The 13,835-nt window shown below is 73.4% G+C and carries 8 protein-coding genes; 5 read left to right on the top strand and 3 right to left on the bottom strand.

The window, feature by feature from the left end:
- Window positions 1–47 precede the first annotated feature (47 nt).
- The 4 genes from ACIOFR_RS31515 to ACIOFR_RS31500 all read left to right on the top strand — a co-directional run bounded on the left by ACIOFR_RS31515 (window position 48) and on the right by ACIOFR_RS31500 (window position 9,248).
- A complete protein-coding gene (locus ACIOFR_RS31515; protein ID WP_401002649.1) occupies window positions 48–6,344 on the top strand; it encodes an SDR family NAD(P)-dependent oxidoreductase in 6,297 nt (2,098 codons plus the stop codon).
- 68 nt (window positions 6,345–6,412) lie between these two features.
- Entirely contained in the window at window positions 6,413–7,969 is a 1,557-nt protein-coding gene (locus ACIOFR_RS31510; protein ID WP_401002648.1) for a long-chain-fatty-acid--CoA ligase, read from the top strand.
- 13 nt (window positions 7,970–7,982) lie between these two features.
- Window positions 7,983–8,756 (top strand): thioesterase II family protein, encoded by a 774-nt coding sequence (locus ACIOFR_RS31505; protein WP_401002647.1) that lies wholly within the window; start codon window positions 7,983–7,985, stop codon window positions 8,754–8,756.
- Window positions 8,757–8,849: 93 nt separating this feature from the next.
- Entirely contained in the window at window positions 8,850–9,248 is a 399-nt protein-coding gene (locus ACIOFR_RS31500; protein WP_401002646.1) for a nuclear transport factor 2 family protein, read from the top strand.
- 79 nt (window positions 9,249–9,327) lie between these two features.
- Here ACIOFR_RS31500 and ACIOFR_RS31495 read toward each other — a convergent pair whose 3' ends face one another.
- From ACIOFR_RS31495 to ACIOFR_RS31485, 3 genes are all read right to left on the bottom strand, one after another.
- Complete coding sequence (locus ACIOFR_RS31495; RefSeq protein ID WP_401002645.1) at window positions 9,328–10,134, bottom strand: helix-turn-helix domain-containing protein; 807 nt, start codon at window positions 10,132–10,134, stop codon at window positions 9,328–9,330.
- A gap of 141 nt (window positions 10,135–10,275) precedes the next feature.
- A complete protein-coding gene (locus ACIOFR_RS31490) occupies window positions 10,276–10,977 on the bottom strand; it encodes a hypothetical protein (RefSeq protein ID WP_401002644.1) in 702 nt (233 codons plus the stop codon).
- A gap of 88 nt (window positions 10,978–11,065) precedes the next feature.
- Entirely contained in the window at window positions 11,066–12,415 is a 1,350-nt protein-coding gene (locus ACIOFR_RS31485; protein ID WP_401002643.1) for an MFS transporter, read from the bottom strand.
- A gap of 593 nt (window positions 12,416–13,008) precedes the next feature.
- On the opposite strand from ACIOFR_RS31485, the gene ACIOFR_RS31480 reads away from it, so the two are divergent.
- Window positions 13,009–13,803, top strand: coding sequence for a BTAD domain-containing putative transcriptional regulator (locus ACIOFR_RS31480; protein WP_401002642.1), 795 nt, complete (start codon window positions 13,009–13,011; stop codon window positions 13,801–13,803).
- The last annotated feature ends 32 nt before the right edge of the window (window positions 13,804–13,835 follow it).

The following is a 13,835-nucleotide window of genomic DNA, read 5'->3' as shown; positions in this document are numbered from 1 at the left end:
CGACGTGCCGCAGCACGGCGGCCGACCAGTGAAAGGGAAGAACGGGAATGTCGAACAAACCGGAGCAGAACGAGCCCATCGCCATCGTCGGGATCGGCCTGCGCTTCCCGGGCGGAAACGAGTCCCCCGAGGGATTCGCCGAGTTCCTCGGCGAGGGGCGGTCCGGTATCCGCCCGGTGCCGGAGGACCGCTGGGACGTCCCGGCGTTCGCCCCCGCGAACGCGGAGGAGAAGGGCAAGGTCCACACCACCGGGGCCGGATTCCTGGACCGGATCGACCAGTTCGACGCCCAGTTCTTCAACATCTCGCCCAAGGAGGCGAACTTCGTCGACCCGCAGCAGCGCCTGCTGCTGGAGACGGCCTGGGAGGCGCTGGAGAACGCCAACATCGACCCGGGCACCCTGCGGCACGGCAACGGCGGCGTCTACATCGGCGCCAGCTCCATCGACTACGCGCTGGAGATGGAGGGCCTGCCGTACGAGGAGCTGGACGGACACCTCGCGGCCGGCATCACGCTGTTCCCGCTGTCCGGGCGCCTGTCGTACTTCCTCGGTCTGCGCGGGCCCAGCCTCAGCGTGGACACCGCCTGCGCCTCCTCGCTGACCGCGATGCACCTGGCCGTCGAGGGCCTGCGCAGCGGCGCCACCGACATCGCGCTCTCCGGCGCGGTGAACTGCCTGCACCACCCGCGGATCTTCGTGATGTTCTCGCAGGCCAACATGCTGGCCCCGGACGGGCGTTGCAAGACCTTCGACGAGTCGGCCGACGGCTACGTGCGGGCCGAGGGCTGCGCCGTCCTGGTGCTCAAGCGGCTCGGCGACGCCGAGCGGGACGGTGACCGGGTGCTCGCCCTGATCCGCGGCACCGCGATCGGCGAGGACGGCGAGAGCGCCGGGCTGACCGTGCCCAACGGCACCGCCCAGGAGATCGTGATCCGCTCCGCGCTGCGCAACGCGCACCTGGAGCCCGCCGACATCCAGTACGTGGAGGCGCACGGCACCGGCACCCCGCTGGGCGACCCGATCGAGATGGGTGCGATCAGCGACGTGTTCGCCGGGTCGCACACCAAGGAGAACCCGATCACGGTCGGCTCGCTGAAGACCAACCTCGGGCACATGGAGCCGGTGGCCGGCATCGGCGGTGTGATCAAGACCGTGCTGCAGATGCGCACCGGCACCGTCTTCCCGCACCTGAACCTCTCCACCCCCTCCGGGCGGATCCCGTGGGACGCCATCCCGGTGACCGTGCCGACCGAGGCCCGGCCGTGGCGGGCCGAGACCAGGCGCGCCGTGGTGAACAGCTTCGGCTTCGCGGGCAGCATCGCCGCCGCCGTGCTGGAGGAGGCGCCCGCCCCAGCGCCCGCCGACGCGGACCCGGCCCCGGCCGCCCCCGCCGACGGGCGCCCGGCCGAGGAGGGCGGGCACGTCTTCACGCTGTCGGCGAAGACCAAGCGCTCCCTGCAACTGCAGGTGGAGCGCTACCGCCGGCACCTGGAGCGCCACCCGGAGCTGGACGTCGCCGACCTCTGCTACACCGCCAACGTCGGCCGCAGCCACTTCTCGCACCGGATCGCCGGGCAGGTCTCGGACCGGGAGGCGCTCGCCGCCCTGCTGGACCGGCACGCGGGCACCGAGCCGGCCGGCCCTCGGGGCGACATCCGCAAGGTGGCGTTCCTGTTCACCGGCCAGGGCTCGCAGTACCCGGGCATGGGCGCGGCGCTGTACCGCCAGTTCCCGCTGTTCGCCGAGCACGTCGACGCCTGCGACCGGCTGTTCGCCGAGCACCTGGGCCGCTCGGTCAAGGACGTGATGTTCGACCGGGACGGGCAGGGCGAGGCGCTCGGCCAGACCCTGTACGCGCAGCCCGCGCTCTTCACCCTGGAGTACGCGCTGGCGAAGCTGTGGATGTCCTGGGGCGTGAAGCCCAACGTGCTGATCGGGCACAGCATCGGTGAGGTGGTCGCCGCCGCCGTCGCCGGGCTGTTCGACCTGGCCGACGCCACCACCCTGGTGGCGACGCGCGCCGCGCTGATGCAGTCGGTGTCCGCGCCCGGCGGGATGGCCGCCGTCCCGGCGCCGGTGGAGGACGTCGCGCCGCTGCTGGAGCCGTACCCCGACCTGGCGGTGGCCGCGGTCAACTCCCCGCAGCAGACGGTGATCTCGGGGGGCGCCGAGTCGCTGGCCACGGTGGTGGCCCAGCTCTCCGCGTCCGGGCTGACGGTCAAGCCGCTGAAGGTGTCGCACGCCTTCCACTCGCCGCTGATGGCCGAGGTCTTCGACGAGTTCCGCACCGCGATCAAGGACATCACCTTCCGCGAGCCCTCGCTGACCCTGATCTCCAACCTGACCGGCAAGGTGGCCAGGTTCGCCGAGATCAGCGACCCGGAGTACTGGATCCGGCACATCGGCGAGGCGGTCGAGTTCTCGGCCGGGATGCGGACCCTGGAGCGGCGCGGCAAGCACGCGGTCATCGAGATCGGCCCGTCGCCGGCGCTCACCGGCGCCGCCAAGCAGTCCGTCACCGCGCAGGACCACCTGTGGATCGGCGGCCTCGGCCCGAAGGACACCGACGGCCGGGCCATCCGCGCCGCGATCGCGCAGTTCTACGCCGCCGGGCCGGCCTTCTCCTGGCGCGGCTTCCACGCCGGCCGCTCCCGGCGGCTGGTGTCGCTGCCCGGCTACGCCTTCGACCGCAAGTCGTACTGGCTGCCGAACCGGGCCACCCGGCACGGCCTGGGGTCCCGCGCCCTGGACGGCCGGGCCGCCGTCCACCCGCTGCTCGGCGGCGAGACCAGCACGCCCGAGCAACTCGCCGACGGCGTCCGCGAGTTCAGCAGCTCGATCAGCCCCACCCAGCCCGCCTACCTGGCCGACCACGTGGCGATGGGCCAGGTCGTCTTCCCCGGCACCGGCTACCTGGAGATCGTGCTCGCCCTGCTGGACGCCGTGCACGGCCACACCCGCCGCCCGGTCCGCGACGTGGGCTTCCGCGAGGCGCTCTTCCTGGACGAGGAGCGGCCCACCCGGCTGCGCACCCGGCTGCGGCCCGGACCGGACGGCACCGGGACGGTCGAGATCGTCAGCCTGGCCGAGGCCGGCGACGGCGCCGCGGCCGCGATCGAGCGGCTGCACGCGGTCGCCACCGTCGGCGCCGAGTCCGAGGTCTCCGACGAGCTCACCGCGGCCGCCACCGAACTGCTCGCGCTGGCGGCGTCCGCCGGGAACCCGGAGGACGTGCTGCGCGCCGAGGACGTGTACGCGGCGTACTCGGGCGCCGGGCTGGAGTACGGGCCGGAGTTCCGGCTGATGCGGGAGGTCCACCGCTACCCCGGCGACCTCACCGTCGGCGACCTCGCAGGCCGCCCCGCGGGGGCGCTGGAGCACCTGCCGCCCGCGCTGCTGGACGCCGCGATGCACAACATGGCGGCGCTCGCGGACGACGGCAACGACTACCTGCCGGTGCGGTTCGGCCGGTTCCGGCTGTTCCGCAAGCCGAAGTCGGACACCCTGCGCACCCTGCTGCGGGTCGTCCCGGCCGACACCGACGAGGTCGACCTCTCGGCCGACCTGCTGGCGCTGGACGGCGAGCAGCCGGTGTTCGAGCTCAAGGGCCTCGGCCTGAAGCGGGTCGCCGAGACGTTCTCGGGGGCGCGCCGGAGCTTCTTCCACGAGCTGCGCTGGGTCAAGCGCTCGCTCGCCGGGCCGAACGCCCTGACCGGCCGGCACCTGCTGGTGGTCGGCCGGGACGCCACCGAGTTCGCCGACCTGGCACCGCGGCTCGCCGAGCAGTCCGGGCGGCTGAGCTTCGCCGCCGGGCCCGCCGAGGTCACCGCGGTGCTCGCCGACGGGCAGGTCACCGACCTGGCCTGGTACTGGCAGCCGGGCGAGGGAACGGGGGCCGGGGCGCTGCGGGCCGAGTCCGAGCGCAACTACACCGCGCTGCTGGAGCTGCTGGCGACCCTGGAGCGGGCCGGCTTCGGCCGCAACCAGCGGCTGTGGCTGGTCACCGAGCGGGCCCAGTGGCTGCACGGCGACGAGCCCGGCGACGGGGCCCGGCTGGCGGCGTCCAGCCTGTGGGGCTTCGGGCACGTGCTGCTCAACGAGTTCCCGGCGTACCGCACCACCATGCTCGACCTGCCGGGCACCGGCGGGCACCTGCCGCTGGTCGAGGAGGTGCACGCCCGGGAGAGCGGCGAGTTCCAGATCGCCCACCGGGAGGGCTTCCGGCACGTGCGGCGGCTGCTCGCGGTGGACCCGCGCTCCCGCCAGGACGCCAACTTCGCCCTGGCGATCAAGGAGTTCGGGCAGTTCGGCGGCATCAAGCCGGTGCCGGCGGAGGAGGTCGCGCCGGTCGGCGACCAGATCCAGGTCGAGGTGCACGCGGCCGGGCTCAACTTCAAGGACGTGCTCAACGCGCTCGGCATGCTGAAGGACTTCGGCGACCAGCCGCTCGGCTTCGAGTGCGCCGGCACCGTGGTCGCGACCGGGCCGGAGGCGGAGTTCGCGGTCGGCGACGAGGTGATCGTCAACTACCTCGACCTGTTCCGGCGCCGGGTGACGGTGCCCTCCGCGGTCGCCGTCCGCAAGCCCGCGACGATCGACTTCACCGCCGCCGCCGGCCTGATCTCGGTGTACGTGACGGCGTACTACGCGCTGCACCACCTGGCCGGGATCAAGGCGGGCGACCGGGTGCTGGTGCACGCGGCCGCCGGTGGTGTCGGCCAGGCGGCGGCGCACCTGGCGCGGCTGGCCGGGGCGGAGGTGTTCGCCACCGCCAGCCCGCACAAGTGGCCGCTGCTGAAGGCGCAGGGCATCGAGCACGTGATGAACTCGCGGACGCTGGACTTCGCGGACGAGATCGAGCGGATCACCGGTGGCCGCGGTGTCGACATCGTGCTCAACAGCCTGAACAAGGACTACATCCCGGCCGGCATGCGGGCGCTGGGCGCCGGCGGCCGGTTCATCGAGCTCGGCAAGGTAGGCGCCTGGACGCCCGAGCAGGTGGCCGCCGCCAGGCCGGACGTGACGTACCACAACTTCGACCTGAGCGAGCTGCCGCAGGAGCGGCTGATCCCGCTCAACCAGGAGATCATGCGCACGGTGATCGCCCTGGTCGAGACCGGTCAGCTGCCGCCGATCGTGGCCACCTCGTACACCCTGGACGAGGTCGAGGAGGCGTTCGGGGTGCTCAGCCGCGGCGCCAACGTCGGCAAGCTGGTGCTGGACTTCGCCGGCGAGCAGGCTCCCGTAGCCCGCGAGGTGACGATCGCTCCGGACCGCACGTACCTGATCACCGGCGGTCTCGGCGGGCTCGGTCTGGTCACCGCGGAGAAGCTGGTCGACCTGGGTGCCCGGCACCTGGCGCTGGTCAGCCGCCGCGCCGAGCCGTCCGCCGACGTCGCCCACCTGTACGAGCGGCTCGCCGCGCGGGCCGAGGTCACCGTGCTCCAGGGCGACGTCGCGGACCCGGCCGACCTGGAGCGGATCATGGCGCGGCTGCGCGGGGGCGACCACCCGGTGGCCGGCATCATCCACTCGGCCGGAACCGTCGACGACCGCCCGGTCCCCGCCCAGACCTGGGAGAGCATCGACGGGGTCTTCCGGGCCAAGGTCTACGGCACGTGGCTGCTGCACGAGGCCGCGGCCGGACTGCCCGAGCTGGAGTTCTTCGTCGGCTACTCCTCGGCCGCCTCGGTGGTCGGCGCCCCCGGCCAGTCGAACTACGCCGCGGCCAACTACTTCCTGGACACGCTGCTGCACTGGCGGGCCGGGCAGGGCCTGCCGGCGCTCTCGGTGAACTGGGGCCCGTGGGCCGAGGTCGGCATGTCGGCCCGGCTGGACGACTCCCTGATCAAGAAGTGGGAGGACGAGGGCATCCGGCTGTTCACCCCGGCCAAGGGCACCCGGGCGCTGGCCTCGGTGCTCGGCCGGCCGGTGGCCCAGGTGGTGGCCGGCGAGGCCGACTGGGAGCGGTTCACCGCCGCCAAGCCGGTCGACGACGCCCTGTACGAGCTGCTGGTCCGCTCCGGCGGCGACGCGGCGCGCAGTCTGGACCTGGACGCCCTGGTGGCCCTGCCGAAGGCGGAGCGGCTGGTCGCGATCGACGCGTTCGTCCGCTCCCGGGTGGCCGACGTCCTGCACTTCGAGGACGCCGACGCCATCGACCCCTACACGGAGTTCGTCCAGCTCGGGCTGGACTCGCTCGTGGCGGTGGAGCTGAAGAACTCCCTGGAGGCCGCCTTCCGGGTGCCGCTGCCGCCCTCCCTCGCCTTCGACCACCCGTCCGCCGGGCAGTTGAGCGAGTTCCTGGAGCAGCAGCTCACCCCGGCGCCGGCCGGAGCCTGACGCCGCCCCGGTGGGGCCGCAGCCCGCTGCGGCCCCACCGGCCTGACCGAGATCGGACGGAGAGGACCATGGAGCAAGCACGACAGGCCACCATCGGCGCACGGACCGCCCGGCACGCCGCCGAGCGCCCCGACCACCCCGCGGTGGTGTGCGACGGCCGCGAGCTGACCTACGCGCAGCTGCACCGGGAGAGCAACCGGACCGCCAACGCGCTGCGCGCGGCCGGGCTCGGCCGCGGTGCCCGGGTGGCCTACCTGGGCCGGGAGTCGGAGCACTACTACGACCTGGCGGTCGGCTGCGCGAAGGCCGGCGCGGTGCTGGTGCCGATCAACTGGCGGCTGACCGGCCGCGAGGTGGAGCACATCCTGACCGACTCCGGCGCCGAACTCCTCTTCGTGGAGCGGGAGTTCCTCGATCCGGTGGCGAAGCTGCCGCAGTCCCCGGCGCGCACCCTGGTGGAGCTGGACACCGACGCGGACCGGGCCGGCGGCTTCCTCGCCTGGAAGGCCGGCGCCGCCGAGGACGACCTCCCCGCGGAGGCGGTCACCGACGACCCGGTGCTGCAGATGTACACCAGCGGCACCAGCGGCCTGCCCAAGGGCGTGGTGCTGGCCCACCGCAGCTTCTTCACCTTCATCGAGTCCATGCGGCGGCACGGCACCGACTGGATCGACTGGCGGGCCGAGGACCGGACGCTGATCTGCTTCCCGGGCCTGCACTCGGCCGGGATGGCCTGGTTCATGCACACCCTGAACGTGGGCGGCACCAGTGTGATCATGCGGATGTTCAACGCCGAGGAGGCCGTCCGGCTGATCGAGCGGTACGCGATCACCACCACCTGGGCCGCGCCCGCCATGCTCGACATGATGCTGGCCGAACGCGGCGTCACCCGCGGCACGTTCGCCTCGCTGCGCAAGGTGGTCTACGGCGGGGCGCCGATCTCGCCCGCCCTGCTGGCCCGTTCGATCGACGGCTTCGGCTGCGAGCTGGCCCAGATGTACGCGGCGGCCGAGACCGGCAGCGTGGTCACCTGCCTCGCGCCGGAGGACCACGTGCCGGGCAACCCCCGGCTCACCTCGGCGGGCCGCTCCTGCCCGGGCAACCGGGTGCGGATCGTCGACGACGAGGGCCGGGAGCTGCCGGCCGGCCGGATCGGCCAGGTCTGCGTCGACACCCCCGCGCACTTCGTCGAGTACTGGCGGCAGCCCGCGGCCACCGCGGGGGCGCTGGTCGACGGCTGGCTGCGGCTCGGCGACCTCGGCTACCTGGACGAGGACGGCTACCTGTTCCTGTGCGACCGGATCAGCGACACCATCATCGTCGCCGGGCAGAACATCTACCCCGTCGAGGTGGAGAACGCGGTGCGCGAGCACCCGGCGGTCGCGGACGTCGCCGTGATCGGCGTGCCCGACCCGCGCTGGGGCGAGACCGTCCGGGCCTGCGTGGTCCCGGCCCCGGGCGAGCGGATCGGCGGGCGCGAGCTGATGCTCTTCCTGCGCGGCCGGCTCGCCGACTTCAAGATCCCGAGCAGCTACGAGTTCCTGGCCGAGCTGCCGCGCAACCCCACCGGCAAGGTGCTCCGCCGGGTCCTGCGGGACCGGCCGGCCGCGCCGAGCCCGTCCTGAGGAGGACCCTTCGATGGCCGACCGCACCGCCCCGGTCACCGGGCGCTGGTTCCAGGCGGAGTCCGACCCGGACGCGCCGATCCGGCTGTTCCTGTTCCACTACGCCGGCAGCGGCGCCTCGATCTACCGGGAGTGGCTGCCGCTGCTGCCGGCCGACGTGTCCGCCCAGTCCGTCCAGCTGCCCGGGCGCCAGGACCGGCTCCGGGAGGCGCCGTTCACCGAGATCGAACCGCTGATCGAGGAGCTCGCGGACGAGATCGAGGCCGAGCTCGACGACCGGCCGTTCGGCTTCTTCGGGCACTGCATGGGCTCACTGCTCGGCTACCGGCTGGCCACCGCGATCGAGCGCCGGGGCGGGTCGTCCCCGGTGCTGCTCGGCGCCTCGGCGTGGGCGCCGGTGGGCTTCCGCACTCCCCCGGTCGAGCAGCTGGACGTGCCGGAGGACGAGATCGTCGAGTGGGCCCGCGGCCTCGGCTCGCTGCCCGAGGAGATCCTGAAGGACCGCCAGACCCTCGACATGATGATGCCGACCATGCGGGCGGACCTGCTGGTCTGCGCGAGCTACCAGGACGACGGCGCGCCCGTCCGGTGCCCGATCGTCAGCTACAGCGCCACCGCGGACCCGCTGGTGGAACCGTCCGCGATGGCCTCCTGGGCCTCCCGGACCCCCGAGTACCTGGGCAACCGGGTCTTCCCCGGCGGGCACTTCTTCCTGCACCAGGAGACCCTCTCGATCACCGCCGACTTCGTCCGGCTGCTGCGCCGGCGGGCCGGCGGCCACGGCTGATCCGGCCGTGGCCGACCCCCGCCCGTCCTGGACGACCCTCGCCCCGTCCCGCACCACCCGTCCCGCACCACCCGTCCCGAGAGGAGCACCGGCATGACCAACCCCAATGCCTTCGCCGACCGCTACGTCGCGCTCTGGAACGAGAGCGACCCGGCCGCCCGCCGCAAGGCCGTCGAAGAGCTGTGGGCCCCGGAGGGCAGCTACTTCAACGCCCTCGCCGAGTCCCGGGGCCACGAGGAGATCGCCACCCAGATCGGCTACGCGCACGACGCCTACGCGGTGGGCGGCTTCGCCTTCCGCTCCTCGGCCAACGCGGTCGGGCACCACGGCACGCTGCGCTTCAACTGGGTGATGGTGGCCGCCGACGGCGGCGCGCTGGAGGCGGTCGGCTTCGACTTCGTGGTCCTGGACGACCAGGGCCGGATCACCGCCGACTACCAGTACATCGACACCCCTCCCTCGTACACCGTCCCGCCGCCGTCGGCCGCCTGAGGTCCGCGACGACCACGGCGGTACAGGCGCACACGTGTGAGGCCCGGCCGGATCCGGCCGGGCCTCACGCGCGTGCGGGTCAGCCGCGCAGCAGGGCCGCGGTGGCCGCGTCGGCCGGGAAGAAGGTCTCGATGGCCAGCTCGGCGACGGTGATGTCCAGCGGCATCCCGAACGTGGCGATGGTGCAGAACAGCGCCAGCTCCTCGCCCCGGTAGCCGATCCGCAGCGGGACCATCAGGTCGCCGCCGGCCGGGAGTTCGGGCAGCGGGAGGTCCGGTTCCGGGCCGGTGTGCGGGTAGCCGCCGACCTCGCGGAGCAGTTCGGTCAGCCGCGGCTCGGCGGTCAGCGCGACCCGGCGCTCCAGGCGGGCGAGCAGATGGGCCCGCCACTCCGGGAAGTTGAGGATGCGCGGCGCCATCCCCTCCGGGTGCAGGGCGAGCCGCAGGGCGTTCATCGGGCCGCGCAGCAGGTGCGGGGCGGCGCCCTCGGTGAAGACGGCGAAGCCCCGGTTGTGCTCGACGATGTTCCAGCCGCGGTCGACCACCAGGGCCGGCAGAGGGTCGTGGCCGGCCAGGATCTGCCGGAGGGTGTCACGCACCGGCGCCATCTCCCGGGCGTCCAGCGGGGAGTCGGTGAAGGCGGGCGCGAAGCCGGCCGCCAGCAGCAGGTGGTTCTGCTCCCGGTGCGGCAGTTCGAGCTGCTCGGCCAGGCGCAGCAGCATGTCGCGGCTGGGCGAGGAGCGGCCGGTCTCCAGGAAGCTGAGGTGCCGGGTGGAGACCTGGGCGCGGGTGGCGAGCACCAGTTGGCTCAGTCCGCGGCGCTCGCGCCAGTGGCGCATCAGTTCCCCGACCGGTCGCGGTGCCGGCCGGTCCGTGGTGGTGGGCACGTGGGTCACCTCTCCACCCTGCGGCATCCCGCCCGGTCGGCACAACTCCGGCCGCCACCTGAGCCCGTGGCACCGGCGCCGGGGCGGGCACGGCACGGCGGGGGGCCGGCGCCGGGCCGGCCCCCCGCCGTCGACGGGTCATCAGATGGTGAACCGGTAGTGGGCGGCGAGCAGCCCGTCGGCGCCGCGGATCAGGAAGTCGACGCCGGTGACGGCGGGGCCGCCGTCGGCGGGGGCGAGCTCCCAGCCGAAGCGCAGCGCGTCGTGCTGGGCGGAGGCGTGCCCGCGCAGCCGGCGGACCTCGCCCTTCGGCGCGGCGGCGAGGGCGGTGTGCAGGTCGCGCTCGGCGCTCTCGTCGACCATCCGGGCGTCCGGGGCGTAGAGCGCGTCGGTCTGCTTGCGGCGCAGGTCCTCGTCCTGTTCCCGGGGCAGGGCGAGCAGGCGGCGGGCCAGCTCGTCCAGCTCGGTGGCGGGCGCCGGGGGCTCGTTGAACTGGTAGTCGACGCGGAGCCGGCCGGCCTCGTCCAGCAGGACGAAGTCGAAGCCGACGGCCAGCACGTCCCGGCCGGCCGCGGGCGTCATCTCCCAGGTGAACACGGCCGCGTCGTGGTGGGTGACCAGGTCGTCGCGGTGCCGGAAGAGCAGGCCCGCGCCGCCGACGAACTGCTCGTAGGCCTCGGTGACCCGGGCCGCGAGGGCCTCGGTGCCGCGGAAGGCGCGGGTCTGGGTGTGGTGCAGGCCGTCCGGGGCCCACAGGGCGGCGACGCCGGCGTCGCGGACGGCCCGGTCGGGCTCGTTCCAGACCGCCACGTAGCGGTCGAGCAGGGTGTCGGGGGCAGTCACAGGGGGTTCCTCTTTCCGGTGGGTCGGGGGACGGCCTCCCGCCCCGGCCGTGGTTCCGGGTGGCCGGGGCGGGGTCGGGCTGGGTGGGTCACTTGCCGGAGTTGCCGCGCGGCAGCAGCTGCACCAGGGCGGCGAGCAGCACCGCGACGCCGACCAGGAAGACCACGCTCAGGTCGAAGGCGTGCGGGTAGTCACCGACAGCGGGGGTGTCGCCGAGGGCGTTGTAGAACACGATGCCGATGATCGAGACACCGAGGGCGTTGCCGATCTGCAGCGCGGTGGTGAGGACACCGGAGGCGGCGCCCGCGTACTGCGGGGAGACCCGGGCGAGGACGGTCGAGGCCAGTGGGGCGACGGCCAGTCCCATGCCGGCGCCGTCCAGGACGAGGCCCGGGATCAGCCAGGTGATGTGCCCGGTGGTGCCGATCGCGGCGGCGGTGAGGCCGAGGACGACCAGGCCGGCGCCCATCAGCAGCGCGCCCACCGCGATCACCTGGCGGCCGAGCTTGGCGGCGAACTTGCCGGCGTTCATCGAGGTGTACATGTAGCCGGCGCCGATCGCGGCGAACAGCAGGCCCGCCTGCAGGGCGTCCAGGCCGCGGCCGCGCTGCACGTACAGGGCGAAGACCAGGAAGAAGGAGGCCTGGCCCATCCAGAAGACCAGCTGGCTGAGCAGGCCGGCGACGAACGCGCGCTCCCGGAAGAGCGACAGGTTGACCAGCGGGGAGCCGCCGCGGGCGGCCAGCCGGCTCTCCTGGAGGGCGAACAGCCCGAACAGCACCGCGGCGGCGGCGAAGCTCAGCCAGGTCCACAGCGGCCAGCCCTTCTCGCGGCCCTCGATCAGCGGCAGCACCAGGGCGACCAGCGCGGCGGTGATGACCGCGACGCCGACCAGGTCCAGCTTGGGGCGGCCGGGGGCGCGGGTCTCCGGCACGTACTTGAGGGTCAGCGCGATGATCGCGGCGCCGATCGGCAGGTTGACCAGGAAGCAGGAGCGCCAGCCGAGCCCGGCGATGTCGGCCTGGATCAGCAGGCCGCCGATGAGCTGGCCGAACACGGCTGCCAGGCCCATCGCCAGGCCGTACCCGGTGAACACCTTGAGCTTGGCGGCGCCGGTGTAGACGGTGCCGAGGATGGCGAGCACCTGCGGTGCGAGCAGGGCCGCCGAGACGCCCTGGCCGGCCCGGGCGGCGACCAGGTAGGACCCGCTGGTGGCGATGCCGCAGAACAGCGAGGCGACCGTGAACAGGGCCAGGCCCAGGACGAACATCCGGCGGCGGCCGTACAGGTCGCCGAGCCGGCCGCCGGTGATCAGACCCACCCCGTACGCCAGGCCGAAGCCCGCGACCACCCACTCGATGGCCGAGGCACTGGCGTGCAGGTCCGCCTGGGTGGACGGGATGGCGACATTGACGATGAAGAAGTCCAGCGTCGTCATGAATACGCCGGCGAGAACGATCGGAAGAATCGCTCGGTGCGGCTCGGCCGCGGCTACCGGGACCGGCGCCGGCGGCGCCGCCGTGACGGGGTTTGTCTCAGTGGTCATAGGTCCAACTCCTGGTCGATCACGTAGTCCTGCTCTGCCAGAGCCGATCCGGAGGCTGCGTCCAGCTTGGCCACCCTCCGTCGGGGCGGTCAATTACCCGGGAGGTCATGGTCATCGCTCCACGGGTCGACGATTCGCCGACGAACGGTATCCCCGCGCGGCCGCCCGGAACTCCGCCCCGGGATTTCCGGGGGGAGTTTCGGAATTCTGTTCGGATGATGGAATGACTTCATTTCCCAAAGAAATGCGCGCAGGGGCGCCGTCGCACACGGACCGCAGACCCGTCCGATCTCGGACGCCTCCGGAAAGCACGGTGGCAGAGCCCGGTGGAGCGGGCACGGACCAGCGGTGGAGCGCCGCTCGAACCCGGCTCGACGTGCACCGGAAGCCGCTCGGCGGCCTCCAGCCGGATTCGAGCCCCCGCCCCGACAATCCGCACGCCTGTTCCGCCGGCAACCAACCGCACATCACCACAGGGGGAACACATGCAGTTCAGGATCCTGGGCCCGGTCGGCACGGTCGTCAACGGCCGCTTCGCCACCGTGCCCGGCACGAGACAGCGCACCCTGCTGGCCACCCTGCTGATCCGGGCCCGCCGGCTGGTGCCCACCGAGCAGCTCTACACCGAGCTCTGGGGCGACCGCCCGCCGGCCACCGTGGAGAACTCGCTCCAGGCCCACGTCTCCCGGCTGCGCCGTACGCTGCGCCGGCTGGGCGGCCCGCACGGCGACGTACCGCCGCTGATCACCCAGGCCTCCGGCTACATCCTGGACGTCGCCCCGGAGGACGTGGACGTGTTCCTCTTCCGGGAGCGGCTGGCCGCCGCCCGGCACGCCGTCTCCGGCGACCCGGAGGTGGCCGGCACGCTGCTGGCCGACGCCCTCGGGCTCTGGCAGGGCAGCCCGATGCAGGACGCGGCGCCCGGCCCGCTGTGCCAGAGCGTCGCCCTGCAACTGGACGAGGAGCACCTGGCCGCCCAGGAGGACCGGCTCTGGGTGGACGCACTGTGGGGCGAACCGACCCACGTCATCGGCGAGTTGAAGCGGATGAGCGTCGCCCACCCGTGGCGCGAGCGGATCACCGAGATGCTGATGCGGGCGCTCTACCGCTCGGGCCGCCAGGCCGAGGCCGTCGAGGTCTACAACAGCGCCCGCCAGCGCCTGGTCGACGAGCTCGGCATGGAGCCGTCCCCGCAGCTCAAGCAGCTGTTCCGGGAGGTGCTGATCCAGGCCCCGGCGCTGCACCAGCCGGCCGCCCGGCACCTGCTGCGCACCGCCTGAACGGCCCGGCCGGCGGACACGCCGACGGCGCG

The organism is Kitasatospora sp. NPDC088346, assembly GCF_044740765.1.
Taxonomy (GTDB): domain Bacteria; phylum Actinomycetota; class Actinomycetes; order Streptomycetales; family Streptomycetaceae; genus Kitasatospora.
Note: the sequence above shows the minus strand (reverse complement) of the source record. Positions and strands in the feature narration are given on the sequence as shown.

What these genes read in the sequence shown, in the direction of transcription:
- ACIOFR_RS31480 (WP_401002642.1), top strand. Translation starts at nt 13,009, where the DNA reads ATGCAGTTCAGGATCCTGGGCCCGGTCGGCACGGTCGTCAACGGCCGC.
- ACIOFR_RS31510 (WP_401002648.1), top strand. Translation starts at nt 6,413, where the DNA reads ATGGAGCAAGCACGACAGGCCACCATCGGCGCACGGACCGCCCGGCAC.
- ACIOFR_RS31505 (WP_401002647.1), top strand. Translation starts at nt 7,983, where the DNA reads ATGGCCGACCGCACCGCCCCGGTCACCGGGCGCTGGTTCCAGGCGGAG.
- ACIOFR_RS31515 (WP_401002649.1), top strand. Translation starts at nt 48, where the DNA reads ATGTCGAACAAACCGGAGCAGAACGAGCCCATCGCCATCGTCGGGATC.
- ACIOFR_RS31485 (WP_401002643.1), bottom strand. Translation starts at nt 12,415, where the DNA reads ATGACGACGCTGGACTTCTTCATCGTCAATGTCGCCATCCCGTCCACC.
- ACIOFR_RS31500 (WP_401002646.1), top strand. Translation starts at nt 8,850, where the DNA reads ATGACCAACCCCAATGCCTTCGCCGACCGCTACGTCGCGCTCTGGAAC.